Source organism: Streptomyces sp. NPDC006335, from assembly GCF_040612795.1.
In the GTDB taxonomy this organism is placed as follows: domain Bacteria; phylum Actinomycetota; class Actinomycetes; order Streptomycetales; family Streptomycetaceae; genus Streptomyces.
Genome location: NZ_JBEXQX010000006.1, coordinates 32,205 through 58,679, shown reverse-complemented (window position 1 = coordinate 58,679; position 26,475 = coordinate 32,205). Strand labels below are relative to the sequence as shown.

The 26,475-nt window shown below is 69.2% G+C and carries 25 protein-coding genes; 3 read left to right on the top strand and 22 right to left on the bottom strand.

The features are described 5' to 3' along the window. Positions 1–66 precede the first annotated feature (66 nt). The 8 genes from ABZ098_RS18895 to ABZ098_RS18860 are packed head-to-tail and all read right to left on the bottom strand — an operon-like array spanning position 67 to position 8,158. Positions 67–609 carry a hypothetical protein gene (locus ABZ098_RS18895; RefSeq protein ID WP_356592470.1) on the bottom strand — a complete coding sequence of 181 codons (543 nt, stop codon included), beginning with the start codon at positions 607–609 and terminating at the stop codon, positions 67–69. 42 nt (positions 610–651) lie between these two features. Further along, entirely contained in the window at positions 652–1,485 is an 834-nt protein-coding gene (gene trpA / locus ABZ098_RS18890) for a tryptophan synthase subunit alpha (RefSeq protein WP_356592468.1), read from the bottom strand. Positions 1,486–1,543: 58 nt separating this feature from the next. Further along, the gene (locus tag ABZ098_RS18885) at positions 1,544–2,782 is read right to left on the bottom strand and encodes a hypothetical protein (protein ID WP_356592466.1); all 1,239 of its coding nucleotides are present in this window, start codon (positions 2,780–2,782) and stop codon (positions 1,544–1,546) included. Next, positions 2,779–4,077 (bottom strand): ATP-grasp domain-containing protein, encoded by a 1,299-nt coding sequence (locus tag ABZ098_RS18880; RefSeq protein WP_356592464.1) that lies wholly within the window; start codon positions 4,075–4,077, stop codon positions 2,779–2,781. Before ABZ098_RS18880 ends, ABZ098_RS18885 begins: the two co-directional genes overlap by 4 nt. Before the next feature lie 11 nt (positions 4,078–4,088). After that, complete coding sequence (locus ABZ098_RS18875) at positions 4,089–4,808, bottom strand: HAD-IA family hydrolase (RefSeq protein WP_356592462.1); 720 nt, start codon at positions 4,806–4,808, stop codon at positions 4,089–4,091. Next, positions 4,805–5,971 carry an MFS transporter gene (locus ABZ098_RS18870; protein WP_356592460.1) on the bottom strand — a complete coding sequence of 389 codons (1,167 nt, stop codon included), beginning with the start codon at positions 5,969–5,971 and terminating at the stop codon, positions 4,805–4,807. Before ABZ098_RS18870 ends, ABZ098_RS18875 begins: the two co-directional genes overlap by 4 nt. Before the next feature lies 1 nt (position 5,972). Next, positions 5,973–6,953 (bottom strand): L-histidine N(alpha)-methyltransferase, encoded by a 981-nt coding sequence (egtD, locus tag ABZ098_RS18865; RefSeq protein ID WP_356592458.1) that lies wholly within the window; start codon positions 6,951–6,953, stop codon positions 5,973–5,975. A gap of 44 nt (positions 6,954–6,997) precedes the next feature. Then, entirely contained in the window at positions 6,998–8,158 is a 1,161-nt protein-coding gene (locus ABZ098_RS18860) for an MFS transporter (protein ID WP_356592456.1), read from the bottom strand. Between the two features lie 1,263 nt (positions 8,159–9,421). Between ABZ098_RS18860 and ABZ098_RS18855 the strand changes: the two genes are divergently transcribed. Continuing rightward, positions 9,422–10,162: a helix-turn-helix domain-containing protein gene (locus ABZ098_RS18855; protein ID WP_356592454.1), complete on the top strand. Its 741-nt coding sequence runs from the start codon at positions 9,422–9,424 to the stop codon at positions 10,160–10,162. Positions 10,163–10,255: 93 nt separating this feature from the next. On the opposite strand, the gene ABZ098_RS18850 is transcribed toward ABZ098_RS18855, so the two are convergent. After that, a complete protein-coding gene (locus ABZ098_RS18850; protein WP_356592452.1) occupies positions 10,256–11,368 on the bottom strand; it encodes a cytochrome P450 in 1,113 nt (370 codons plus the stop codon). Between the two features lie 557 nt (positions 11,369–11,925). Here ABZ098_RS18850 and ABZ098_RS18845 point away from each other — a divergent pair. Together ABZ098_RS18845 and ABZ098_RS18840 are read left to right on the top strand one after the other, a co-directional pair. Next, the gene (locus ABZ098_RS18845; protein ID WP_356592450.1) at positions 11,926–12,555 is read left to right on the top strand and encodes a sulfotransferase; all 630 of its coding nucleotides are present in this window, start codon (positions 11,926–11,928) and stop codon (positions 12,553–12,555) included. Between the two features lie 37 nt (positions 12,556–12,592). Next, positions 12,593–13,249 (top strand): hypothetical protein, encoded by a 657-nt coding sequence (locus ABZ098_RS18840; protein WP_356592448.1) that lies wholly within the window; start codon positions 12,593–12,595, stop codon positions 13,247–13,249. A gap of 624 nt (positions 13,250–13,873) precedes the next feature. On the opposite strand, the gene ABZ098_RS18835 is transcribed toward ABZ098_RS18840, so the two are convergent. The 13 genes from ABZ098_RS18835 to ABZ098_RS18775 all read right to left on the bottom strand — a co-directional run bounded on the left by ABZ098_RS18835 (position 13,874) and on the right by ABZ098_RS18775 (position 26,168). Continuing rightward, a complete protein-coding gene (locus ABZ098_RS18835) occupies positions 13,874–14,641 on the bottom strand; it encodes an enoyl-CoA hydratase/isomerase family protein (RefSeq protein WP_356592446.1) in 768 nt (255 codons plus the stop codon). Continuing rightward, positions 14,638–15,888 (bottom strand): cytochrome P450, encoded by a 1,251-nt coding sequence (locus tag ABZ098_RS18830; protein ID WP_356592444.1) that lies wholly within the window; start codon positions 15,886–15,888, stop codon positions 14,638–14,640. The genes ABZ098_RS18835 and ABZ098_RS18830 overlap by 4 nt, the downstream gene beginning before the upstream one ends. A 92-nt stretch (positions 15,889–15,980) precedes the next feature. Next, positions 15,981–17,336 (bottom strand): cytochrome P450, encoded by a 1,356-nt coding sequence (locus ABZ098_RS18825; protein ID WP_356592442.1) that lies wholly within the window; start codon positions 17,334–17,336, stop codon positions 15,981–15,983. Positions 17,337–17,346: 10 nt separating this feature from the next. Continuing rightward, positions 17,347–17,907, bottom strand: a complete 561-nt coding sequence (locus tag ABZ098_RS18820; protein ID WP_356592440.1) for an ATP/GTP-binding protein — start codon at positions 17,905–17,907, stop codon at positions 17,347–17,349. Position 17,908: 1 nt separating this feature from the next. Further along, positions 17,909–18,295, bottom strand: a complete 387-nt coding sequence (locus tag ABZ098_RS18815) for a DUF742 domain-containing protein (RefSeq protein WP_356592438.1) — start codon at positions 18,293–18,295, stop codon at positions 17,909–17,911. Then, positions 18,288–19,133 (bottom strand): roadblock/LC7 domain-containing protein, encoded by an 846-nt coding sequence (locus ABZ098_RS18810; protein ID WP_356592436.1) that lies wholly within the window; start codon positions 19,131–19,133, stop codon positions 18,288–18,290. Before ABZ098_RS18810 ends, ABZ098_RS18815 begins: the two co-directional genes overlap by 8 nt. Next, positions 19,130–20,320: an ATP-binding protein gene (locus tag ABZ098_RS18805; protein ID WP_356592434.1), complete on the bottom strand. Its 1,191-nt coding sequence runs from the start codon at positions 20,318–20,320 to the stop codon at positions 19,130–19,132. The genes ABZ098_RS18810 and ABZ098_RS18805 overlap by 4 nt, the downstream gene beginning before the upstream one ends. A 343-nt stretch (positions 20,321–20,663) precedes the next feature. Next, on the bottom strand, positions 20,664–21,518 hold the full coding sequence (locus ABZ098_RS18800) for a hypothetical protein (RefSeq protein WP_356592432.1): 855 nt from the start codon (positions 21,516–21,518) through the stop codon (positions 20,664–20,666). Continuing rightward, the gene (locus ABZ098_RS18795; RefSeq protein WP_356592430.1) at positions 21,505–21,858 is read right to left on the bottom strand and encodes a hypothetical protein; all 354 of its coding nucleotides are present in this window, start codon (positions 21,856–21,858) and stop codon (positions 21,505–21,507) included. The genes ABZ098_RS18800 and ABZ098_RS18795 overlap by 14 nt, the downstream gene beginning before the upstream one ends. Positions 21,859–21,906: 48 nt before the next feature. Next, positions 21,907–22,914: an NAD(P)H-dependent glycerol-3-phosphate dehydrogenase gene (locus tag ABZ098_RS18790; RefSeq protein ID WP_356592428.1), complete on the bottom strand. Its 1,008-nt coding sequence runs from the start codon at positions 22,912–22,914 to the stop codon at positions 21,907–21,909. Continuing rightward, positions 22,911–23,780 carry a class I SAM-dependent methyltransferase gene (locus ABZ098_RS18785; RefSeq protein ID WP_356592426.1) on the bottom strand — a complete coding sequence of 290 codons (870 nt, stop codon included), beginning with the start codon at positions 23,778–23,780 and terminating at the stop codon, positions 22,911–22,913. The genes ABZ098_RS18790 and ABZ098_RS18785 overlap by 4 nt, the downstream gene beginning before the upstream one ends. Further along, positions 23,777–24,925, bottom strand: coding sequence for a YcaO-like family protein (locus ABZ098_RS18780; RefSeq protein ID WP_356592424.1), 1,149 nt, complete (start codon positions 24,923–24,925; stop codon positions 23,777–23,779). Before ABZ098_RS18780 ends, ABZ098_RS18785 begins: the two co-directional genes overlap by 4 nt. Continuing rightward, entirely contained in the window at positions 24,915–26,168 is a 1,254-nt protein-coding gene (locus ABZ098_RS18775; RefSeq protein ID WP_356592422.1) for a TfuA-like protein, read from the bottom strand. The genes ABZ098_RS18780 and ABZ098_RS18775 overlap by 11 nt, the downstream gene beginning before the upstream one ends. Positions 26,169–26,475 lie beyond the last annotated feature (307 nt).

Here is a 26,475-nt window from a genome sequence, read left to right as displayed (position 1 = left end):
TCTGTGGGGTCGGTCCGCCGGGCCGCTTCAGGTGCGCGCGGCGGCCGACGTGCCGGGATGCCGGGGTCAGATGCGTGAGACCAGGGCTGCGATGAGGGCGATGCAGCAGGCCAGGGGGATGAGCGCGACGTAGGCCGGCGGTCGCTGTAGGACGGGCCTGCCGAGGTCGGGCTGCGGGTGCCCGGGTAGCGGGACGGGCGGCGGCAGGCGGCGCAGCTGCCGGTAGGCGGCCGCGTTGGCCACCAGGGCGGCCGGGGCTCCGACGAGCAAGGACAGCGGGTTCCACCAGCCCAGGCACAGGGTCCGGGTGCTGTATTTGCGGATGAACGAGGTGCCGCACCGTCGGCACCAAGGGCCGTCGAGTGACTGGCCGCGCATCCAGACGAGGAGGCCCTGGTGGGACCGGATGGTGACGGGCACGACTTCGGCGGCGGCGCACATGCGGCACCTGGCCGCAAAATCGATCGCCGGGTTGTCGACGCTGTGCCATGCCACCGGTGCGGGGTCGGCGGGCGGTGTGGCGTGGTCCAGGTACCAGTCCGGAAGCCGGTACTTGGGAACGAAAGCGTCGCCGGGGGAGTGGGGGCGCGGCTGGTCGGAGGCGGTCACGCTGGGATCTCCGGGTTCGTCGGGCAGGGGGCTGTGTGGGGGTCAGGCCGCGTGCGGCGGGCCGTGACGCACGGCCTCGGCGAAGTCGGCCGCGGCGGCCGCGGCGGCCGCCGCGGGAGCGTTGGGGGAGGCCTGCATTCGGCGGATGACGGCGGAGCCGACCACTGCCGCGTCGGCGAACAGAGAGACCCGGGAGGCCTGGTCAGGCGTGCTAATACCGATCCCGACCGCGACCGGCAGGCCGGTGCACTCGCGCAGGCGGCGCACCTGGCGCGGCAGATACGGGCTGAGCGGTCGGCCGTTGCCGGTCAGCCCAGGTGACGCGGGGGCGTAGAGCATGCCGGTTGTGCTGCTGCCGAGATCGGCGAGCCGGGCCCTGGAGGCGTGCGGGGGCGCTAGGTTCACGGTGTGCAGGCCTGCTGCCTCTGCGGCCGCCCGCCACTGCGGTACTGCGGCCGGGGGCAGGTCGGGAATCAGCGCCCCCGCCCCGCCGGCATCGGCCAACATGTGGGCGAACGCGGTGGCGCCGAAGGCGCGGATCGGTTCCCAGTACGACATGACCAGCAGCGCGGCGCTGGTGTGGGCGGCCAACTCGGCTGTACTCGCGAAGAGATCGCGCATCTGGAAGCCGGTCAGGGCCTGCGCGACGGCTTGCTGGATGACCGGGCCGTCCATGTGGGGCAGGTGGTGCGGCACGCCCAGCTCGACCAGGTCCGCATGGGCGGCCATCGCGTGCAGTGCTTCACGGCTCGCTGAGCGGGTGGGGTAGTTGACGGGCAGGTAGAGGCCGAGGGCGGCACGCTGTTGCGCGCGGCTTGTCGCAAGGACGTGGTCGAGGCGGGCGGCGGGCCCGCTCGGGACCATGGACGTGATCATGACGGCCTCTCAGGTGGCAGGCAGAGGGGACGGACGTGGCATGCGGGGGTGGGCACGGTCACGGGCAGCCCGCCTCGTGGAGGTGGTCGCGTTCCAGTGCTCTGATGGCCTGGTAGTCGGCCTCTACGGCCTGGCTCCGGGCGTGACTGAGGACGACCTCGTGGCTGGAAGGCGAAACGGCAACGGCCGTCGGCAGCTGACGCACGCTGCGCAGCAGGCGGGGCTCGATGCCGTCCGAGCCGTGGGTATGCAGGCGGACCCGCACGATGTGGCGTCCGGCCGGGGCCGGTGTGGGCCAGGCGGGCTGGGCCGCGGTCACCGCGTCGAGTGCGGTGCCGAGGCGGTCATGCCCGGTGCAGGAACGCAGTGCGTCGTCGGCGGGGGAGATGCCGGGCACGGCCAGCGCGGACAGGAGGACGGGGCCGCAGTCCACGGTGTAGACGATGTGGCTGGAGACCGGGCCGCTCACCACGCCGAGCGCATCGAGCACCCGCCGTATGTACATGGTCAGGACCCGGGCCAGCAGCGGCTGACGGTCCAGCAGGTCGCTGCGGTCCAGCAGTCCGTCTGGGGTGTGGACTTCGGACCAGATGTCGGTGACGTCGTGGTGCGCGGTGCCGTCCGGCCCAAGATGCGTGGAGCTGTTGACCCGGTAGCGGGGCCCGGTGAGCTCCTCGGTGAGCACCAGGTGCGCGTCACGGGTGTGCCGGGCGGCCGCGCGGCGCATCTCTGGCCATGCCGAGCTGATCTGGAGATCGTCCTCGCATGACACCGGGGCGACGTCGATGCCCGCGGCGGCTGGGGCCAGGAGGAAACGCGGCGGAGCGCAGAAGCGGGCCCATTCCAGCGCGTACGCCAGGCTGGTGGTGTACACCCCGCGCGGGGCCGCGATGCCCGCCTTGGTGAGCGCTGTGGCCTGTGCGCCCCGGTCGCGGCGCAGCACAGAGGTGGCGGGATCGGGGCCGGGCAGTCCGAGCTGCCAGGCGAGACGGTCCGCGAGCTCGATGCCTTCCGGGCTCGCCGCGATCACCGCCGAGACGCCGAGAGGTCGAAGCTTCTTGACGGTCCGACGCAGCGAGCCGGTGTGCTCGACCATGTCGGTGCAGCCTGCGCTTCGGCCGGTGGCCGGCAGGGCGAGGGGCCGCAGGTGCGGGGCGAGACCGATGGACACCATGCGCCATCCCCGGCGGGCGAAGGCCTGTGCGTAGGGCAGCGCTTCGCGGGGGGCGACCACAGCCACCGTTGCTGTACCGGCCGCAGGGTGTGCAAGGGCGGGGTGCAGGGCAGTGGTGATCATCGGTGTGGGCTCCAGTGGCCGGTGGCTGTGGACGGGGGCGTCAGCGGGTGCAGCTGGTCCTGGGCACGTGTGCGTTGATGGGCGAGAATTCGGTCCGGCACGGCGGCCAGACGGGCCCGGCAGGTGGCCGCATCCCTCCCGGTGACCACCCAGTGGCCGAGGCGGTCATCGATGCCGGCCGCGGGGAAGGCGGCGACCTCGGCGCCGGTTTCGCGGGTCCACACCAGCCGCTCCAGCCACCGCTCGCTGCGCAGCGCCTCATCGGCTTCGAGGCCTGTGACCTCTCCGCCGAGCGCCGGATACAGGAACTGGATGGCTGCCGCCCGCTGCCGCGTGGGGGTGAGGTCGGGCGTCGTCCCGGTGGCGAGTGCGGCCGTGGCGCGCGCCAGATCGATGCCCGTGGCCAGAGTCACCAGCAGCGTGATGAGGTCGCCGCCCGGCCTGCCGTTGACCTCGATGAGGACCGGCCCGCGCTTCGTCAGCCGCAGGTCGACGTGCAGCACGCCGCGGGTCACGCCCAGAGCAGTCACGGCGGCCGCGACCGTTCGGGTGATGCCCTGATCGTGGAGAAGGGGGTCGAGCGCGTCGACCGAGTGCCCGGTCTCCTGGAAACGGGGCTCGGGGCCCAGCTGCTTGCGGGTGATGGCCACAACGCGCACTTCGCCGGTGCCGAGCACGACGGTCTCTGCGCTGATCTCGGGCCCGGTCAGATACTCCTCGACCAGAACCCCGGGGACCGCGGAGGCGTCCAGGTCGAGGAACGTGTCCCGGCGCGCGTGCTGGAACGCCGTACGGACCTGGTCGTCGCTGTCCGCCCGGACGACTGCCGTGCTGCCGGCCAGCCCGCGCGGCTTGATGACGACCGGGTAGCGCAGCAGGCGGGCGAAATCGACGGCGTCCTCCGCGTCGGCGACGAGCCGGGAGCGGGCCGAGGGGACGTCGTACAGGTCGAAAAGCTGTCGCGCATCCGCCTTGTCCCGGCAGGCGGCCATCGATGCCTGGGACGAATGAGGCAGGCCGAGCATGGCCGCCAGACGGGCGGCGAGCTCGATGTGGTGCTCCAGGTAGGTGCAGATGCCGCCGAGCCGGGTGGTCGCGGCGAACCTGCGGACGGCCGCCGCCGCACGTTCACGGTCGGCGAGGTCGACGTCCAGGTGGTGACGTGCATAGGCGTTGCCCCAGGAGCGCGGTTCACCGCCAGCGAGGACCACGGGATGGGCGGAGGCGATCTGCTGGAGAAGGTGTTCGTGGTAGGGACGGGGACCGTCGCCGAGGACGAGAACGGTGGTGGCCACTGGAGATCCCCTTAGGCGACGGCGGCGGAGCCGTCGGGCACGGACGGGACGAAGCGGGTGGGTACGGCGGGGGCCGCAGGTACGGCCGGCAGAAGGCGCGCGAGTGCGGCTGCGTTGCCGGTGTAGTGGTGTGTGCGCAGGCCGAGCCGCTGGGCAGCCTTGACGTTGTCCAGGCGGTCATCGACGAACAGAGTCCGCTCCGGTCGCGGGTGGCCGGCGGCGGCCAGCGCAGCCTCGTAGGCACGCGGCGCGGGCTTGTTGATGCCGATGCGAGCGGAGTAGACCGCCCTGGTGATCAAAGTGGCGCACCAGTCGGTCGCGTCGAGCGCGTCGGCCAGCGGGCGGGGTGCGTTGGACAGCAGCGTTCCGGGGATTCCAGCGGCGTGCGCTGAACGCAGGATCTCCAGGACAGCGGGGTCCGCGTTTATCCACATCTGCGTGTCGGCCTGGACGAGCGCAGCCAGCAGGCTGTCGCCCGGTCTGGCCGTGCGGTCTCCGCGCAGCAGCCCGCTCCAGAACTCTTCGGAGGTGAGCGTGCCCTCGTCGTACTCCTCGCGCCGCTGCCAGAAGGCGGTCTGGAAGGCCGGGATCTCCTGGGCGGACCATCCGGCGAGTTCGCCGAGGCCGATCCACTGGGACGCGGTCGGCTGGCGTCCGATCACCCCGTTGTAGTCGTAGATCACGGCCTCAAGTCCACTGATTTCGTGGGCCGTTCGGGTGAAAGCGGTCATCGTGACTCCAGGGCTCGGTGTGCGATCAGGGCGACGGCCGCCGCCAGGACGACCGGCAGTGCGAGGGATGCGGACACGGTGGTGATGGAGGCGAGCGCCCCGATGGCCGCCGGACCAGTGAGCAGGCCGACGTAGCCGGTCGCGGCCACGGCAGCGACCGCGCGGGGCCCGCCGCGTCCGGCGGCGCTGATGAGACAGGGGACGGCCGTGGAGAGGCCCAGCCCGAGGGCCATCCAGCCCCCCAGGGCGGCCACCGGGGTACCAAGGACAAGGCCGGTGCCGAGGCCGGCGGCGGCGATGGCCGCTCCGGCCCGGACCACGGCCATCGGACCGAAGCGGCTGGTCAGTCGGTCCCCGACCAGTCGGCCGGTCATCATCGCCGCGCTGTACAGCGCGTACGCCAAGGCCGCGGTCGCCTCGGACGTCCCGAGAGAGCGCAGGTGCACGGCCGACCAGTCGGCGGCCGCCCCCTCGCCCAGCAGAACCGCAGCCGCGAGAGCTCCCAGGAGCCACACCCCCGTGCGGGGAAGCGTCGTCTTCGGTGTGTCGGCTGGTTCGCTCGCCTGTTCAGTGGCATCCAGGCAGGTGCAGGTCTGGACGACGGGGACCGCGGCGAGCGCAGCGAGGGCGATGGCTCCGCCGCCGATCGCGAAGGCCACGTCGTGCGGAACCCAGGCGGTGACCGCCACGAGCGCGGCCCCGAGCAGGGCGCCGGCGCTGTACGCGCAGTGAACGGAGGACATGATGCGTCGCCGGTAGGCCCGCTCCACGTTGACCGCGCAGGCGTTGCTGCCCACGTCCAGCAACCCGTGTGTGAGGCCGAAGAGTCCGGCGGCCAGTACCAGGGTCGGCAGGGTGCGGCACTGTCCGAGGGCGGCCAGAGCCAGGCCGAATCCGACCGTGGGGCCGACGAGGAGACGGGAGGGGCCGGAGCGGTGGGCCACTCGTCCGCCGATCTGGAGCCCGATGACGATGCCGAGGGCGGCCCCGAGGAGAACGATGGAGAGCTGACCGTTGCTGATGTGCGCGGCGGCTTTGACGGCTGGAATGCGCGCTCCCCAGATGGCCATCCCGACGCCGAGGGCGGTGAAGGCACCGGTCAGCAGCCGTCGGTCACGTGCGGGGGGCGCGGTCCTCTGCTCGACGGAGGCGATCGCAGTCATCTCACGTCCTCCTCGAGGCGGGGGCGGGGGAGATCAGGGCGAGGCCGTAGTGGTGCGTCGGCTCGGTCCAGAGGCGGCTGATCTCCAGCCCGGCCGCACGGACCTCGTCCGCCAGACGGTCCGGCTCGAACTTCGCCGAGATCTCGGTACGCAGGTCCTCGCCGGCGGCGAATGTCACGGCGAGCCCGAGGCCGCGCAGGGTCACGGTCTGGCGGTGGCGAGAGCGCAGCCGCATCTCGATCCACTGGTTATGGCTGTCCCACAGCACGGTGTGGTCGAAGGCCGCGAGGTCGAAGTCGCCGTCGAACTCCCGGTTGAGGACGGTAAGGGCGTTTTTCGAGAAGGCGCTGGTTACACCTGTCGGGTCGTCGTAGGCGGCCCGGATCACCGCGGGGTCCTTGACCAGGTCGCAGCCCAGCAACATCCGGTCGCCCGGTGCGAGTTGGGAGCGCAAGGTGCGCAGGAACACCGAGCGCTCGGCCGAAAGCAGGTTGCCGAACGTGCCGCCCAGGAAAGCCACCAGCCTCGGGCCCTCCACGGGAGGCAGTTCCAGATCCGCCGTGAAGTCGGCTACGACCGGCGCCACCGTCAAGCCGGGGTACTCGGCGCGCAGGGAATCGGTGGCCTGGGATAGGGCGCTAGCACTGACGTCGACCGGCACGTACGCGGTCCCCAACTGGCGCGCACGCAGTGCATCGAGGAGGAGGCGGGACTTCTCGGAGGCCCCGGAACCCAGCTCGATCAACGTCCGGGCCCCGCTGGCTTCGGCTATGGCATCAGCGCAGGACTCCAGCAGCGCCCGTTCGGCGGGAAAAGGGTAGTAGTCCGGAAGGGCGGTGATCTGCTCGAACAGCTTGCTGCCGGTTGCGTCGTATAGCCATTTCGGCGGGAGCCACTTCTGTGGGGATCCCAGGCCCCGCAGGACGTCCCTACGCAGTTCGGCGCGCAGCAACGGTGAGGTGATGTCGGGGGAGACGGGCATGGGGTCGTACCTCCTGAAAGGCGTTGGATGAAGGGAGGGGGTGCTTATGCGCTGGTCTTAAGGGGCTTGGTGCCGTCGAGGGCGGTGACCGGACGGCGACTGAGTCCGTGGGCGATGAGGAGGACCAGGCAGGCCGCGGTGCTGCCGACGGGAAGGAGCGCTGGCGTGGGAAAAAGGCCTGCCAGGGCGGCGCCGACGGCGCAGCCGATGTCCTGCGCGGCCACCAGCAGAGCGGCCGCTTCTGTGACAGATCCGGTTGGTGCGAGGGCGGAGGTGCGCAGGTAGGCAGCGGCGAGCAGCGGCGCCATGAACAGGCCCGGTAGGAGGCCAACCGCCAGCGTCATGGCGGGGCTCTCCGCCATGAGCAGCAGGAGCCAGCTGGCGCCGAACGCGCCGGTCAGAACCACCAGATGCCGAGGGGTGCTGCCGGGCCAGGACCTCACCCCATAGACGAGCCCGCCGAACAAGGCGCCGACCGACACGGACGCCGGAAGCGTCCCGGCCAAGTCGGCGTCGTGCAGACGATCGGCCACCTGGACCGCGAGAGGGGTGAGCGCCCCCATCGGGATCCCGGCGCACAGCATCGCCAGGTACACAGGGCGCAGGCCCCGCGACCGCAGCGGCCCCAGCCAGTCAGGACGCCGGCTCCGGCCGCGCCACGAACGAGACGGTGGGGTGCTGACCACTAGAAGCGTCCCAGCCAAGCCCACCACGGCTGTCACCACCAAGGCCGCACGCGGCGATCCCGTCACCGCGACCGCGGCGACGGTCAGCGGCCCGACGATGTAGATGATTTCTTGGCTGGCCGCGTCCAGAGAGAGCGCTACGCGCTCGTGCTCACGGGAGGGCAGAAGCCTGTTCCAGAGAGCCCGAAGGCTCGCGTCGTGTGGTGGCCGTGCAAGGCCGGCTGCCGCCACGGAAACGACGGCAACCGTCGGCCGATCACCCGCTGCGGCCAAGGACAGGAAACCGGCCCCGGCCACGATCGCGCCCGCTACGAGTGGCCACGTTTGTCCGTGGCGATCAATCAGGCGGCCGGACAACGGGCCCCCCGCCGCGTTGGCCAGCAGATACAGGGCGGCCAACCCGCCCGCCACACCGAAGCTCCCCGCCTCGACGCCTACCAGGACGATGGCCAGAGGCGCCATTCCGGTCGGCATACGCCCGATCAGTGTCCCGCCCAGCAGCCGGGCTGCATGCGGCACACCTAGAACATCTCGGTACCGGACAGTCACTTCTGGTGCCTGTCGGACTGCTGAGGGTGAAGGAGGAGTGGCGAGAGAACGGTGCACGGTGGCACTCCAAAGCGAGGTGGCATTCATGAGGTGGAGGGGCTGCGCGCTGTGGGCAGGGACGCGGTAACGACGCAGGCTGAACAGCAGACGCACAGCCCCCGCGCGCGAGGTGCGCATGACAGGCCCAGGAGTTGCCGCCAGGTCATGGCCAGCTCCGGCACGAGCTGGAATAGGACTGGGTGGGATCCTGGAAGCTGGGGATGGCTGGGCGAGGCAGCGCTCTGGCTTCCGGCCGAGTGCTGTGGCGCCTGCCGAGACGCGGGAACGGCCGTAGCTGCCAAGGCTGGCCGGCTACAGCAGGGCTGCCGAGCATCCTGACGGGAGGGCAACGACTCGACGCGCTACTGCCCGCGACCGGCAAAGCAACTGCCGCAGACGACGGCGTCGACGTGCCCCGTATGAGCCGCCTCCGACCGGGAGGTATTGATCAAGACGACGGGGTGTCGGAGAAAGCACGGGTCTCCCCTCGTGGAGCGGGGAGCTCTAGCCATCGCAGGAAAGTCATAGCCGAAGGACGGTGAAAATGATCCGTCGGAACGTGGGCATGACTATCCTGACTGCGGGCGTGGTTCCACACGCCTGCTAGAGCACCCCAGTGGGTTGGTTGGGTTCCGATCTCTGGTGGTGCGTTGACTCGGGCGAGTCGCCGGTGGCCGTTTCCCTGCGCCAACAGGGGAGCGGCCATCGTTGTGTCCTGGTTCAGATCTGCTCTTGTGGCGCGCGACTGGCCCACGAACTGTCCTCGTGCGCGAACAAGGAGGGTCGTGGCCCGGGCCAGCCGGGGATGTCTGGCGCGGGGGCCGGGGCAACTGCCGCACGGTCCGCACCAATCCCGTACAGCAGCCTGGAACCTCTAGTTCGAACCGCACCCGGTCCAGGCAGCCCGTTCGTAGCAAACACTGTGCATGCAGCAGTCGAGCATTGAGACTCGGATACGCTGTTCCGGCTTGAACCTGATCGATGTTGGCTATGTAAGCGAACACCGCGCATGTTCTGGTGACTGGACTCAACCATGCATGCCCGAGGCGGTCAACGGCGGAGTGGTGCGCGGACCGCCGGTCCGGCTAACGTCGGTGATCATCCACACGGGCGAAACCGTCGTGTTCTGCAAGCGCGGTGGACCCAGATCACAGCCCAGGGCACCAAGCCCGGAGGACAACAGGAGGCACGCGGGTGGTCAGGGAACCGGTCGGGGACCGTGGTGGTTCGACGAGGAGCGGTCGGGAGACCAGGCGCAAGATCCTGGCTGCGGCGAGCCGCGTCTTCGCCGATCAGGGCTACGTCGCCACCGAGGCTCAGGACATCTACCGGGCGGCCGACGTGGGTCGGGGGGCGTTCTACCACCACTTCAGGCCCGAAACCGGCAGTTCGGAGGGTGGCCCAGTGGAAAAGGTGGCCTACGCGGTGGTCCAGGAATCCATGATTCAGGACCTCCTGCCACAGGCCGTCCTGCCGCGCCTTCAGACGGTGGTCGACGCCTCGATTCTCCTCGCAGTCGCGACTCCTCGTGTAACAGAGGTTCGGGCTGCCTTGCGGATCGCCCTGGAGCAGGGGCACCCGCTCTTCGGCTTCCTGTGGAAGGCGTACATTCCGTGGATCGCTGGCTTCCTCGCGGAGTCGCGCGACCTGAGGGAGCTTCTGCCGGGTGTAGAGCCGATGCGGGCAGCCGAAGACTGGGTGGACGGCTACACAGGGCGGGACGCCCGGTACCGGCTCTCGTACCGCGACCTGCCGGCGGCGATTGCCAGGCTCAACGAGACGATGGTTCGGTTGATCGCCGAGCCGCACGTGGCGCGACATCTGGACCTGTCCGTGGAACGCGGGATCACTCTCTTCGAGGCCTCGCCATGGGCGGGCTGGGAAGAGTTGGCGCCAGCCCGGAACGACACAAACCGGCCTGAGCCAGCGAAGTGACGAAGTCAGCCGCCGGGCTTCGCTTCCGGTGGTTACGCAAAACCCAGGTGGGCCGCAGCGCATCCGCGCTGCGGCCCACCTGGGTTTCCTGCCCTAGCGAGCTAGTTGTACTGGGATGGACTTGTGGCCGGTGAGAATGAATCCCTCCACCGGCTCCAGTGATGTGCTGGTCAGGCGGGTGGTGGGGAAACGCTCGAAGAAGCGTGACACGGCCGTGGTGATCTCCAGCCGGGCCAGAGCAGCACCGGGGCAGAAGTGGGGGCCGTGCCCGAAAGCCAGGTGCTGGCGGGAGGTGTCGCGGGTGATGTCGAATGTGTCGGGGGCCTCGTGCACGTCCGGGTCGGTGCCCGCGGCCCCCAGGTGGAGGATGACCCGCTCTCCCGCGTGCAGGGTCACCCCGCTGACGGGGTCGGTGACGTCCTCGATCATGAAACGGGTGGGAACGGCGGCGGCAGGCGACTGGCGGCGAAGGCTCTCCTCCAGTGCGTCCGCCATGGCCTCCTTGCTGCCCGTCGCCTGGCTGCGGGCCTCATCGTGGGTCATCAGGTCGACCAGCAGGGTGCCGATGGCGTGCACCGTTGTCTCGACACCCGCGGTGATCACCAGCAGCAGCTGATCGCGCAGCTCCTCGTCGGTCAGCGGCCTCACATCCTTGTCCGCTTCCCGGATCAGATCGCTGACCAGGTCGTCCCCGCCGGGCTGCGCGCGCCGCAGCGCCACCAGCTCCGCCAGGACGTCCCGGATGCCCTGCATGGAACTGGCCATCTCCTCGGCGGACGCGTCCGTCGCGAAAAGCCCTGCGGCTGCTGCGTGGAAGGCGGGCAGCAGCTCAGCGGGCATGCCGAGCAGGCGGATGACGACCTGGTGGGCGACGGTCAGTGCATACAAGGGGACCAGGTCGACGGTGGACGGCCCGTCGGCGAGGGCGCCCAGGGCTGCGCTGACGATTTCCTCGATCACGGGTTCCATCGCGTCCACCCGGCGCCGGGCGAGGGCCAGGACGATCGGTGTGCGCAGCCGATTGTGTGCGTCTCCGTAGCTGTTGAGCGCGTTCTGCCCGGCTGTTTCCACACTCCAAGCCCAGTACCAGGGCACGTCCTGCTTGTCTTCGTGGGCGGGGCCGTGCCGACCCCAGTCTCGGCTGACGTGGGGGCTGCTGGACAGCAGCTTGACCAGGTCACGGTTGAGGACGAGCCGGGCGGTCACACCTCCTGGTTGCAGCTCGACCTCGGGAGCCGGGCCGTGCTCGCGCAGGCGGGCGACCTCATCGGCATTGGTACGGCCCGGCCCTGCGCCGTGTAGGACGGGGCATCCGCCGCCGGACGGAGGGGAAATAGGGCGCGGAGCGTCGGTGAGGCTCACAGGCATGGACTCCTAGCGAGAGTAAGTGGGATCCCACACGGAAACCTGGGGTAAGCAGGTCCGTTTTGGGTGGGTCAGGTCCGTTACACGCGGTAATGAGCGTTCGGGAACTAGGGTTACAAGCAAACACCGTGCATGGTTTGATCGTCATCATGCAGGCTCGCAGTATCAGGCCGCAACAGGAGCGTGGTGTGCGCACCGGCAGTGTCCGGAGTGTCCACGCACTCGTGTGATCTGCGCGACTAACGGGAGACAGGAAAATTTCGGTGTTTACGGAGACAGGACTGCCGCTCTACAGGCGGCTGTTGGACGAGTACCGGGCTAAGCGGACGCGAGCGGAGGCGGGACTGCCCCCTCTGCCGGCACACAGAGGTCGGGCGCTCGACGACCCCGGGCTGACGATGCACGAGGTCGACCAAGCCATGGAGGCGGGCTTCGGGTACTACGAGAAGGTCCGGTCGGGACGAAAGCGCCCGAGCCCTGAACGTTTGATGGACCTGATGCGGGTGCTGGGCTTTACTCCGCACCACGCGCGGGTCTGCTACCTCGAACTTTTCCGCGCAGAACCGATCCTGCCCGCCGAGCCTCCGTCTGCGCACTGGGAAACCGTGATTGCCGGGCAGCGAGAGATGGCCTGTGTCGTCACGCCCGACGGCCGTCTGCGCGCCTGGAACGAGCCCTTCGCCGAACTGTTCGCCAACGCTGGTGTGCCGGCGAACTGGTGGAGCTGGGCGCTGTCCGGTCACCAGGCCGGCGAGATACTGCTGGAGTGGGACACGCAGTGGGTTCCACCCCTGATGGAGGAGCTGAGGCTGCTGCACCTTCGTCATCCGGACGAATCGGCACTGCGCGACCTGTACGCACGGGCTCGCGCGGACCGCCATCTGCTCCGGGTTGCGGAAGCCCGCTCGGGACTGAATGACTTGGCCCGTCCGATGCGGCACCCAAAGAGGGGGCCTGGAACGGCCCGCATCATGGCTGCGCGCACGGGTGCGGAGACCATCATGACCGTGCTTTTCGAGGCGGCCTGACCGCGCGCACTCGACACCGACTGGGGGAGGAACTCTGATGCCGAACGTTCTCGTGCCTGATGATCTGTTCTTTCTGTCCGCGTTCTGGCTGCTGGAGCGGCCTCTGCTTCAGTTGAACCAGGTCTACTCGAAGGAACTCGACAACCAGACCGTGGACGTGGTCAACAATGCCCTGAACAGCTGGTATTCGATTGTGGACCGTCTTCCGTCCACGCTTCAGCTGGACAAGCCGCACTCCAGCACGGAAGAAGACCCGCGCCAGGGCTACGTTCTACACGAGCCTGGTGGTCGGCAACTGACCAGTCTGTACCTTCAGGAGGACTGGGAGGGCCATCTCCGGCACCTCAAGGCCTGCTACAGCATGCTGGACCAGGCCGAGGCGGGGCAGGCCCGCGACACCGCGCTCGCCGAGGTCCTCGATGATGTCGAACAAAGCCTTCTGCGCAACGACCGGCTGAGGGCTACCGGGTGGGTAGGCGCCTTCCGCCGCGCGCTGGACGTGATGCAGTTGCCGGTCCCGCCCCTGCTCAAGGCGTCTCTGAAACTGGCCGCGCCCGTCGGGAAGACCGTAGGTATTACCCTCAACGGCGAACAGGCCGCGGAGTACCGGCAGTTGGCCGACGAGATCGTGAATGCCCTCAGCTCCGGAGATCACGAGGCGTACACCATGCACCGAGCGCTCTACACCTCCTGAAACGCTAGGGGACAGAGGCGCAGTTGCAGGGCAGCGCGTCCCAGTACAGGCGGGCGAGTCCTGTTTCATGGACAGCGCCCTGATCTCTGGGCTCAGCACTGCCGCACCGGCTACCGGCCGCGGTTCGTCGCTTCTGTCAGAGGGGACGTGGGCAGGTCGCGACCACGAGCCGGGCCAGTTCCTCGAGACGCCGACGCAGGGCGAGTGCCCACTGGCTCTCGCACTCGAAAGCGACGCAGCCTGGTTCCGCGCAGGGAACGGAGGCGCCGTAGGTGAGGGCCGTCTGTCCATTCGCTCAGTGCACGACGATCTTCATGTCCCTCACCGAAGCAAGGTTGTAAGGAAGGCTCTCAGGCAGTTCACGGCGAACCTCATCTTTCATCCGCGTGACCGTCACTAGCGGCGAGCAGTGTGCAGTAACGCCTTCCTCGATCCCGTGTGTGATCAGCCAGAAAGCGCCCGTCGGATCTCAGGCAGGGCGGCCGCGAGGCCTTCCCATAGGCGCAGCGACACCACAAACTGCGCGCTCGTCAGTCCCGAGCCCGGGTTGGACGGACGAAGCTGGGCCGTTGGTGACCGGCGATTGGGCCGGCACCTCGTAGCAACCGCCGCGGAATGAGGTACCTATCCCATCCGGGCGAGTTGGGACGTCAGGAGGTGGGAGTCGAGAAGGGCGACGTCGGCCGTACGGTCGGCGCGGGCGTAACTGGCCAGCATGCGTTTGGTCAGCACGAGGGCCTCGTGCGAGCGCCGCAGCAGCGGTCGCGTCCAGGCCTCGATGATCTGGTCCAGCTGGTCGAGGGGAGCCACCTTGTGGAGGAGACCGAGGCGATAGGCAACGGACGCGTCGAACTGGTCGCAGGTGAGCATGAGCTCGCGGATCCTGGCTCCGCCAGCCTCGGAGATCAGGCGTCCCATGGCACCTCCCCAGGCAGGCGGGAGCCCCACCCCGACCTCCGGCATGCGGAACCGGCAGGTGTCCGCGCCTGCCCGAAGGTCGCAGTAGGCGGCGAGTGCGAGGCCGGCGCCCAGGACGCCGCCGTGGAGCTTTCCGATGGTGACGGCCTGCGTGCTCTCCAGGGCCTGACAGAGACGGTGGGCTCTGTCGCCGATTCGTCGAAGGTAGGCGCCCGTCGGGTCCATGGTGAGGGCGGCAGCGTACTCGCTGCGATCGGCTCCCGTGCAGAAGTCCTCGCCCAGCGAGGAGAGGATCAACACCCGGATGTCAGGCTGTAGGTCGTCGAGGAGTTCGGTGAGCGCGTCCACCACGGCGATGCTCAGCGTGTCGTCGTGGCCGGAGGGATTCAGCTGTACGTGGAGCACGGGTCCGTCTTGCTCGACGTGTATTGCATCGCCGGAGGGCGCGTTGAGGGGAGCGGGCATTTCGTTCATGCGAGGGCAACATCCAAGTTCAGCAATCGCCTGAACGCCACTCTGGGGGCTCTCGCCGGTGGTCGCACGAGAGTGAGGCGGGGGAGGCGACTGATCAGTTGACGGAGCAGGGTCTGAGCCTCCAGCCGGGCCAGCGGGGCGCCGAGGCAGTAGTGGATGCCTCCGCTGAAGGCGAGATGAGCGGGTCTGCGGTGGGGGTCGAAACGTCCGGGACGGGAGTGCTTGGCCGGGTCCCGGTGGGCGGCGCCCACCATGAGGTGGACCATGTCGTCCTTGCGGATCTGGACGCCCTCCAGGAGACAGTCGGTGGCGGAGACGCGGCTGATGACGTGGGTAGGAGGGTCGTAGCGCAGCGTCTCCTCGACGAAAGCGGGCACGAGTTCGTCGGGATCGGAGGCGACCAGGTCCCAGTGGCGCGGGTTCTCTACCAGCAGGAGCGTCATCGTCGACAGCAGGGTGGAGGTGGTCTCCAGGGCCGCCAGCAGGACGAACAGGGCCAGGTAGTAGACCTCTTGGTCGGCCTTGTCCTGGTCGGGTTCGAGGGCGTCCCATGTTGTGATCCACCGTGACACGGGATCCTCGCGCAGGCGAGTGCGCCGGTCGCGTACCAGGTCCAGGAAGTATGCGCGCAATTCGGCCATGGCGACGTCGGAACGGGCCAGCTGGCTTGCGGAGGGGAGTAGTTCTTGGGTGTAGACCTGTTCGTGGGTCAGTTCCCGCAGTCTGGGCCAGTCGGCGGTGGGCAGATCGATCCAGTTGCCGATGGTGGCGATCGGTAGTTCTTCGCTCACCAGGGCGGCAAAGTCTGCTTCTCCGTCACGTAGCCGGTCGGTGAGGGTGTCGAGGAGTTGGTCGGTGGTCTGGGTGACGGTCTGGCCCAGTCGCTCGATGGTCCCGCGGTCGAAGGTGCTGGCCGCCCGGCGGGCACGGGTGTGGTCCGGTGGGTTGAGGGAGGGCAGCGTGCTCCCTATCTCCCGGGCCGAAGGGGCGCTCCATCGGGTGCGGGGTCCCTGTCGTTCTCGCCAGGGTCTGTCCGGCTCCAGCCAGGCGCCGTTGCGCAGTATTTGGTCGCACAGGTCGTAGCTGGTCACGAGGTATCCGCCCCAGGGCGCGGGAACGATCGGGCCCTGGGAGCGGAGCTCCTTGTAGATCGGGAAGGGATTGTCCTGGCCTCGTGCCGTCCGCAGACGGGAGATGAGGGATATTGCGGTCCGGCGGTCGAACGACGGAGTCGTGACGCTTCCCACGATGACGGCCCCTTTCTGAGCACAGCCGCCATACGTACCCGCCGGGTGATTGAAGCATCCAATAACACAGTGTTCTTATAGGGTTACTTACGTCACTCGCCCCTCGTCCATGCCAAGAAGCGGCTGAACAAGCCCTTAGCCGGTGCAGCGTGAGCCGGTCGGGAGGCGGTGGGTGTGGCGGGTGCCGCCGTCGAGCGGACGGTCTCCGTGGCCTTGGGGGTTACGGGAGCGGCTGCCCGTGCCAGGGGCGCAGTGAACCGGATGGGGACCGTCACCAGCGAACGGCTCCACGGTCCTTCGCTCCAGGCGAGCGACTTGAACGCGATGCGGGTTTCGACGTCGGGCAGCCGGTTGAGCAGCGCCTCCACGGCACTGATGACGATCATCACGGCCGGATCCTTGGCCGGGCAGGCGTGCGGCCCGGCTCCGAACGCGAGATGCGCCTTGGAGCTGAGCTGCTCGCGGTGCGCGGCCAGTTTGGGGTCGTTGTTGGCCGCCGCGAAGCTGATGAGGACCGGGTCGCCGGCGTGCAGCGTCTTGCCGTCGATCTCGACGTCGTGGGTGGGGTAGTGGGCCGCGTAGTTGGCGATCGGCGGGTACTTCCACAGCGTCTGGGCTACCGCGTCCTCGACCGAAAGCCCTTCGGCCCAGTCCTCGCTGAGGTACAGAGCGGTTGCGGTGCCGATGGCGGCCGTCAGCGGCGCGGTCCCGCCGGAGAGCAGGGTGACGAGCTGGTGGAGTACTTCCTCGTCAGTGAGCTGGGCGGGGTGCACCATCAGACGCGTCGTCAGGTCCGCTCCGGGGCTTCGGCGCTTGAGAGCGATCAGCTCCATCAGAGCCCCGCCGAGTATCTCGTCCGCACCGGGGGTGCCCTCGAAAATCCCGGTGATCCCTGCGATGACACGGTCACCGATCTCCGCTGGGCAGCCGAACAGCTCGCTGAAAACCAGCAGCGGCAACGGCCCCGCGTAGTCCGCCATCAGGTCTGCCTGCCCGCGGGCGCCGAAGCTGCTGATCAGATAACCGGCTGACTGCTGCACCTGCCGAACCAGCTGGAGCTCGTTGATCGTGGCCAGACTCTCGGTGACGGCCTGGCGCAACCGAGCATGGCGCGCGCCGTCCGCGAAGAGCGCGTTGGGTCGATAGCCCATCATGGGCAGGGCCGGGCTGTCCGGGGGGATCCGCCCCTCGTTGAGGGCGTTCCAGCGGCGGGAGTCCCGGACGAACGTCGTGGGATCGTGCAGGATCTTCAGCGCCGTGTCGTAGCTGGTGACCAGCTCGACCTCGACCTCGGGCGCAATGTTCACCGGGGCGATCGGGCCGAGCGAGCGCAGGTACTCGTAGGTGCCCTCGATGTCGGAGCCGAACTGCGGGCCGTACAGCGCAACGTTGCCGTGTGCGGGGCAGCCGGGCGGGATCTCCGGGGTGGTGTCGGGGTGGTGCTGCATGCCGTGGCTCCTAGACAAGGGTGGACATGAGGTGTTGCACGAGGGTGATGAGTGCCTCGGCCGACGACTGCTGATTGCGCGCATCGACGTTCACGACGGGGATCTCCTCAGGGAGGAGTAGGGCCTCGCGTATCTCATCGAGATCGTATTTCGGCCTCCCGTCCTTGGTGTTGACGCCGATGGTCAGGGGTAGGTCGAATTTTTCGACCAGGTCCAGCACCGGGAACGCCTCGTCAAGCCGATCGGGATCGACGAGCACCAGGGCGCCCAGAGCGCCTCTCGACAGTTCCTCCCACATCTCCTTGAAACGCTCTTGTCCCGGCGTTCCGAAGAGATAGAGGACCAGCTGCTCGTTGAGAGTGAGCCGCCCGAAGTCCATGGCCACGGTGGTGGTGGTCTTGTCCGGCATGTTCGCGAGGTCGTCGTATCCCTCGCTGGCCTCGGTGATTTCCTCTTCGGTCTGGAGGGGGACGATCTCGGAGAGGCTGCCGATATACGTGGTCTTGCCGACCCCGAAGGGGCCCACGACGAGGACCTTTACGGCCGTGGTGACGGTTGGTTCCAGGTACATGTCACGCTCCGAGAGTCTTCTTCTCCAAGCCGTCGATGACGGCTTGGAGCAGTGCGCGGTCGTGGGACACCGCCCGCGGAGTCGGGGGCCGCACGAAGACAAGCCCGAGCTCGACCAGGTGCTGAATCAGCATGCGCGTGATGCCCAGCGGCAGTTCTGTGCGCCCGGCCACCTCCGCCACGGACAGAAGCCCATTGGAGACCAGGTGCAGGACCTTGCGGGCCTCAGGGGTGAGCGTGCGCGCGGCAGCAGACGAGTATTCCAGGGCGGTCACGAGCGCCGTGCGCGAGTACTCGTGGTCCGCGGGCAGGGCTCGGCCTTCGGCAATCACATGGAGTGGAACTAATTCGTGCGTCAGTTCCAGTGGCGGTTCTTGATCGTCATGCATGGCCCACCGTCCCTGTCTGCGGTGCTGAGGCCGCGTTCAGCGCGGGCACCACGTCTACCAGGCGCGAAACGAACGTCTCGATATCGCAGTCGTGTTCAGCCGACGCCACCAGATAGGCCCCGTCACCGGCCGCGATCAGGAAGACCCAGCCGTGCTCGAACTCCACGAGCGTCTGGCGCCACGTGTCCTGGAGCCCGCCGGCGAACTGCGCGGTGGCCCGGCTGTAGGCCACCAACCCCGACATGGCGGCGGAGATGACGTCTGCCATGTCCTTGCCGATGCCCGATGTCGTCCCCCGGGGCAGGCCATCAGTGCCGAGCAGGACGGCGTGGCGCGCTCCCCTGACCCCGGCAACCGCCTTGTCCAGCTCAGCGAGCACGAAGCCCTGTCCGCCCGACGTCTCGTCCTCGGCCAGCTGGGCATCGACCGTCACGGCCCTCGCGCCGCTCACGCGGGGTGCGGAGGTGAGCTGGTCTCCGAGCCGGGCGACCAGCCGTTGCATGCGGAACGAGATCGCCCCCAAATCAACATCAGGAGCGGCGGCAGCAGCCAGGTAGGCGCCCTTGCCCGCCTCGGTCACGAAGACCCATCCGTCCTCGAACTCGACGAGGGTCTGATTCCACCGCCAGTTCTGCACCGGGCCCGCGAACCGAGCCGTGGCCCGGCTGAGCGACTGCATGCCGGCCATAGCAGCGGAGATCGTCCGGACATCGGCGTCGGTCAAGCCATCCGTCGAGCCCTTGGATATGCCGTCCGCGGACAACACGACGGCATGCAGCGCACCAGGGACGTTGGCCACGATGTCCTCGACCATCCACGACAGATCTGCGGTGGTCATCGGTCCTCAGACCCTTCGAGCGATGCCTCATCTTCGCGGCCCAGGAGAGTGCCGCGCTGGAAGCCGGCGAGCCTGGAACGGCTAGGGGCGACCTCGCGCACCGACGACGACTCTTCCCGACGACCGGCGTCGGTGACACTTGCGATGGGCGTCTGACGCTGGCCGCGCTTTGGGAGTCCGTGGGCGGTACGTCCGACAGGATCAACCGCCTGCGGCTGCCTGGGCTGGCCCTCGTTGCGCCGGATGCTCACAGGTGCGTCCTGGGCAGGCGGCGGCGTCTCCTCCATGGTCCACAGCTCCTTGGGCAGACGAACCACGGCCCTGACGCCGCCGTACCGGGAAACGCCAGTGACATCGACGCCGAAGCCGTGCTGACGGGCAAGCAGACCGATTACGGGGAAGCCGAACTTGGGCTGGTTCCCCAATTGGGACAGCCTGGGCGGTGTTTCACCCGACAGCAGCTCCATCGCGGCCTGTCGGTCCTCGTCGCTCATGCTGACGCCCGCGTCGTCGATCACGATGCAGACGTTGTCCTGCACTCGCTGGAACGTTACGTCGATCGGCGCATCATGCTGCGAGAACGTCGCGGCGTTGTCCAGCAGCTCCGCGACCGTCAGAGCCACCGGCGTGACTGCCGTCGCCTTCAGCGCGACATTGCTGCCCTGCATGATGCCCACACGCTGGAAGTTGCGGATCTGGCCCTGGGCGCTGCGCACCACGTCGTAGATGCTCGCCGGCTTTGTGCGGCGGCCGAGCGGTCCGCCGCACAGGACCGCGATGCCCTCGGCCTTGCGTGCCATCTGCGCGTTCGCGTGGCGCACTTCGAGCAGGTCCTTCAGGACGGGGTGGTTTCCGTACTCGCGCTGAATCCCGTCCAGGAGCATCGTCATCTCCGCGGCGAGACTCTGCAAGAACCGGGCCGATCCCTTCAGGACGCCCTTGGTCCTGTCCTCGGCGACCTGCTCAGCTTCTCGGATGACGTCGGCCTGCTCCTGCTGGAACTGCACCAACTGGCTGTTGGCAGCCTCTACCTGACGCCGAGCGGCTTCTTGCGCCTGCGCCACGTCAGCCTCGGCCCGCCGCAGTTTCGCCCTCAGGGCTCGGCTACGTAGAGTGAGCGCCACGACCGCAGCAACGGCTATCGCCGCCACCGAAGCCAGGCACCATATGAGTGCCACTTGATTCATGGGAGCCTTTCCCGGCACGGTTGCAGACATCGACGGATCTATCGCGCGATGATCCACAGCGCATTCACCAGCAACAAACGGCTGCTGTCACGGCAAGGAAGCCAACCCCCATATGGCACCCGACCTGAGTGGATCAAGGTCGCGGACGCGGGAATGCTATCACCGCAGCCGTTGCCCTCAGCGGGCAGCCATCGACATCAACACGACTGTCACATAACGCTGTTGGTCCCCTCCCGGGCTGGACGAAATGGTGATCCTCAGACCGCAAAGGTGGCGGGTCCGTCAGCGGGCGGCCATGCGGACGTTGCCCGCGAGCTTCGGCAGCGTGCTTCCATGACGCCTTTCAGCAGATGAATGCGATGTACGACCCGACGGTGAGTCCCGAGAACGTCAGTAGTTGGCGGGGTTTGAGGCAGGTGAAAGCAGCGTGCATCCCGATGCCCATGGCGATGGCGTACGGGATGGTGGCCGGGACCAGCAGCAGGCAGGGCAGGGCGATCTCGGCGGTGATGACGGTGACCGCGACGAGCCGCCACAAGCGGATGTCGCGGGTAGTGAGGTTGCCGGTGCGGCGGTGGACGAAGCCAGGGATGGCGTGCTGGCGGCGGTAGGGGACGCGGTCCTTGAGCTGGTTGTAGGCATGCATCCACTGGGCCAGGAAGAGACCGCTGCGGAACTGGCGGGAGCGCCACTTCTGCACGGCGCTGTTCCAGTAGAGATCGGTGGTGACGAGCACCAGGAGCGCTTGGGCCCAGGTGTTAGCCGTGCTGGGATGGTGGTCGATGGTCAGGCCATGGCCCAGGTCTCCGGCGGCCAGCAGGCACGCTCCGGTCAAGAGGGTGAACCGTACGGCGCTGGGGCTCTTGAGGTAGAGCAGCTCCATGGCGGCCCCGGCCAACACCAGCAGCAGAGACAACCGCGGCGCGAGGCCGGCGGCCAGGACGAGGGCGGCCGCCGTGCGCAGGATGAGCAAGGGCCGGTAGGCGCCGGCGAGGAGGCGTCCGCGGCTGGGGCCGAACCGCTGGAGGGCAAGGTTGAGGCTGAGCGATCCGGGTGCGAACCGCCTCCAGCCGCCCTGGCCGAAGGAGAGCACGAACCGTACGGCGAGCACGGTGCCGTAGACGATGCGGAACATCTGGAGCCGTCCCGGGTCGGTCGGGCTGCCGAAACCGGAGGTCACGGCGTCATAGAGCCACACGGCTGTCCCTCACCTCGATCGGCTGCTCACCCTTGACGGACAGGCACCTGCCGCGCCCGTCGATCCGGTCGTACCGGCCGGCGCGGATCAGGTGATCGACGACCGCCTGGAGCTGGGGCGGGGGCAGCAGGAACGTGCCCGGGCTCAGGAACGCGTACGGATTGACGGGCTCGCTGTGCCCGTCCTTGGTGCCGGTGAGGTCGATGATCACGAAGGTGGCCCGAGAGAAGAGGAGGTACCGCATCCAGCGGCCGGGCCTGCGGGTGAAGCCGGCAATCATCCATGCCACCAGGACGGCCGTCGCGGCGATTTGAGCAGCGGTCAGTAAGGCTGCGGGCATGACAGGAAACCTCCGAGTGAGGAGGGGCGAAGGCGGTGGTGGAGATGCTTATTCGGGCTTGGGGGGCCGCTGCATGAGGGCGGCGACGGCTTCGTCGAGGGCGACCTTGCCGGTGAGGACTGCGGTGACCACGGTCGTGATCGGCATGTCGACGCCGTGGGTGCGGGCGAGGTCGAGGATCGCCTGCGCGCTCTTGACGCCTTCGGTGGTCTGCTTCGTCGCGGCGGCGGCCTCGTCGACGCTCAGGCCCGCGCCGAGGTAGGTGCCGAAGGTGCGGTTGCGCGAGAGCGGGGAAGAGCAGGTGGCGACCAGGTCGCCCATGCCGGACAGTCCGGCGAGGGTCGCGGGCTGGGCGCCCATCGCGGTGGCCAGCCGGATGCTCTCCGCCAACCCCCTCGTCATGATCAGCGCCGTGGCGTTGTCGCCGAGGCCCAGGCCGGAGGCGATGCCGACGGCCAGGGCGATGACGTTCTTGAGCGCGCCGCCCATCTCGCAGCCGATCACGTCGGTGGAGGTGTAGGGCCGGAAGTACGGGGTGTGGCACGCGGCCTGGAAACGGCGGGCGGCGTCTTCGTCGGCGCAGGCGATGGTGGCGGCCGCGGGCTGGCGGGCCATGATCTCCCGCGCCAGATTCGGCCCGGACAGCACCGCGACCCGCTCTGCACCGACGCCGGTCACCTCGCGGATGATCTCGCTGGCCCGCAGATGACTGTGGGTCTCGATGCCCTTCATCAGGGAGACGATCAGCGTCTGGGTCCCGATGTGGGGCGTCCACGCGGTCAGGCACTGGCGCAGGGACTGCGCGGGCACGGACAGGACGAGGTAGTCGGCGCCCTCCAGCGCGGCCGCCGGATCGGTCGTGGCGGTCAGCGAGGCAGGCAGCTCGACGTCCGGGAAGTAGTCCGGGTTGCGGTGGCCGGTGTTGATCGCATCGGCGATCGTGGCGCGCCGGGCGTGCAGGACGACGCTGGTGCCGGCGTCCGCGAGAATCGTCGCCGCGGCGGTGCCCCAGGAGCCGGCGGAGAACACCGCCGCACGGGCGGGGTGCTGGCTCACTGCTGGGTCCTCTCGTCCGGTACGCGCCCGCCGTGAGGGTGGCCGGGCCCGGTCATCGTATCGGCCGCGGGGCCTGTCACCGGGCGGCGCAGGGTCAGCAGGACCGCGCGCCGCCCGGGCAGGGTCGGGAGCCGTCGGTTCGCGGTGGCCAGCATGTTCTGCGCCTCCGCCTCACCGAGCTCGCGGGTGAGGGTGTCCGCGTGACGGATCCACAGCCGGAACAGCCTTTCCCAGGTGGCGGGTTCCTCGGGGCGCTCGTCGACGTGCTCCAGGATCAGCCCGGCCGTCCCGGCGTGCGCCTCGAAGTCCGGTTCGGCGTCGCGCCGTACCGCACGGGTGAGGGCGAGGCGGCCGCCGGGGGCAAGAACGCGGCCGAATTCCCGCAGCGCGGCCGTCCGGTCGGCGGCGAAGGAGAGGGCGTCCACGCACACCACGGCGGCCGCGTAGCCGTCGGCCAGGCCGCTGTCCTCGAGACGGGCGACGCGGAAGAGCGCGCGGTCGGCGGCGACGAAGCGGTTGGCGCGGGCGGTTGCCTGGGTGATGGCGGCCTGCGCCTGGTCGATGCCGGTCACGCGGACCGACAGGGCTCGGGCCAGCCACAGGCCAACCCCGCCGGTTCCGCACCCTGCGTCGACCAGGAGCTGGCCGGGCGTCATCTGCAGGCGGGCGACCAGCATCCCCAGCAGCGGCCAGTCCAGCGAGCTGTTCGCGGCGACCTCGTGCGGGTAGCGCTCGCCCATCGCCTCGGCGTACAGGCGGGCGACCAGCGATCCACCGCGCGCCCGGACGGAGTGCCAGGCGTCGAACGCGGCCGCCGACGCCGGCGTTGCGGCGGGGGCTTTTTGTGGGAGGGGGTGGTGGGTCATCGCGGCATCGTCCTCATGATGCGTGAGCGGGTGCCCGGAACCACGACCTGCACCACGTGAACCGGGGCGACCGGGTCGGACAGGTCCAGGGCGAGCGGTTCGTGACGGGTGACGCGCTGGATGCGGCGGGCGAGCTCGGCGACCTGGTCGGCGAAGCCGCCGCACACCGGGGCGTACTGCGCGATGGCGTGCTGCCAGTCGGCCAGGCCGGTGCGCTGAGCGGGGTGGAAGGCGGGGATGTGGTCGGCACCGGCCGGTTCGCTGGGCAGGTCGTCCCGGGTCCCCGAGATCACGGTGAGCCGGGACTGCGCAGCCTCGGTCAGCGCCCGGGTGAGCGCGATGGCAGCGCTGGGATGGCAGCCGCCGCCGGCGAACACCATCGGCAGGTCCTCCGACCACACGTAGGCCAGGGCGACGGGCAGCCCGTAGGGGCCGTCGACCAGCGAGATCTCCAGCGCCATCTGCGCCGTCGTCAGACGGCCGATGACCTCGCGGGCGTATGGATCGTCCACCGTGACGGGGTCGATGAGCGTGCGGCGCCGTCCTCCGGACTGGCCGTCGCGGTAGAGGACATCCCTCTCGACGACCTCGCACAAGGCGTGCACGAGCGCCTCGTCACGACTGTTCCCGCAGGCCAGACCGGTGCTGGTGGCCCTCACCAGGTCCGGACTCCACTCCGGCCGCTGAACTCGCCGACGCACCACGTCCACGGGCACCAATACCTTGTCCCCGCTGACCAGAGCGCTGCCCGTCGTCCAGTCCCACACCATCCGGCCCAACACGCTTGCGGTGTAGGGGACGGTCAGTGGCAGCGCGGTCAACGGGCAATGCCCACCGACCTCGTTCGCGGGGCCGTGGGCAGACACGGGCAGCGGCTGCTCGACGTGCCACAGCTCGATCGCCTCGCACACCGCCGACAGCTTCGCCAGCAAGTCGGTGGAGCCCTTGCCCTGCGAGGTGCTCAAGGTGCGGGAGGCGGGTCTGATCGCCGTCCACACCGGCAGCCCGATGCAGTCGAGGCGGGTCAGATCGGCGACCCGCGTGATTCCGTACTCCCCAAGCCGCCCCTCCAGCAGCTCCCACGTGTCCTGCGGGCTCCGGGCACGCACCGTCCCCGCCAGTTCCACCAGGCCCTCACTGCCCACCACAGGCCCCCTCTGTCGTCTCAGTCCCTACTTTCTGATCGGCGAGGAAGCCGGGCACTAGCCGCTTGACCGCCTCGACGGCGTGGGCGCCGCTGACCAGGCCGCGGGCCGACGCCTCCGCATCGAGCGCCTTCGGACGGCAGCGCCACACCAGGAGCAGGACCCGGCGGGCAAGGTCATCCGACACGTCCGTCGCCCCGGCCCGCTCGCGCCGCCAGGCGGCGCGGACATCGGCGTAGCGGGCGATCGCGTCGCGATCCTCGCGGGTCTCGCCAGCCAACAGCAGCGCGAGGGTCGCCTCATCGCGCAGGTCGAGCGCCGGGTGGAAGACCCGGTGCGCGGGCAGCACACCACCGGTCGCCTGCCGGAGCCGTTCGGACAGCGGGAGGCCCTGGCCACAGGCTGGATGCCGGGAACGGTGGGCGAGGAAGTCAGCCCACCGCTCCCGGAAGTCCTCGTCGAACACCTGCTGGTAGACCACCCGGTCCCGGGCCGACAACTCGGTGCCGTCCACGGTGTGGCGGGCGAAGTGATTGGACCAGCCCCGGAAATACACGTTGTCCCACGTCCCGGGGTCCAGCACCGGTCCGGCCGGGATCCGGCCTCCCAGGGCGGTGCGGACGGCGGCGAGGGCATCGAGGCGCTTGAGGTCGCCGAAGTACCGGTCACCCTCGCGTCGTTCGTCCAGCCACCCCGCGAGCTCCCCCTCCCCCTGGCGCTGGCAGACAGCCCGAACGGCGGCCGTGGTGCGTTGCGGGTAGTAGACGGCGCGCAGTGCGGCCAGCAGCCGCTGCGAGCGTGCCTCGTCGAGGATCCCGTCCGCCCGGGCCAGGGCCAGGACGTGCCGCAGGTTCACCAGGGGCCAGGTCAGCGCCTGCCCCTCGCCGTCCGGGGCCTGGCCGACCGCGACCTCGTCGTCGCCGCTGATCTCCCGCTGGGCGTAGGCGGTGTAGACGGCGCCGACGCCGAGCATCCCGAAAGTGTCGAGTTCGGCGGCCCGCAGGGCGCCGATGCTGGCCGCCCCGATCACTCGCACGCCCCGGCCCATCGCGGCCAGGATCTCCTTGTGCCGCAGCGCCGGCGCCTGGTGATACACCCCGTCGATGATCACGACAGTGTCGCCCTCGCGGACCGCGGCGTCGAACAGGTCACCGTGCCTGATCGGCGGCAGCACCCGTACACCGGGCTCCGACAGCAACGGCTCGGTCCGCGCGAGCGTCGGCCCGACATACACGTGGCGCACGAAATCCTCCTCCATCACAGGGAGGGTGTCCCTCCCCGGCCCGAACGGGCACGAGGAGGAACACCCCGGGAGAACAGCTGCGGATCAGGTCAGGGCACGTACGGGTCGTCGTTCTCGACGTCCTCGGCGACGACCACGACCTCGACCGGGCACTCTTCCGACGACGTCGTGGTGGCGGCCGCGGCTGCGGCTGCGGACTTGGACATGACCCCTCCTAGGGACCGGAGTTCAGCGGCCGGGAACCCCGGCACGGCTGCGGACACCCACCAGCAAACCGGCCCCGGCCAAGACCCGTAAGACCCACCAT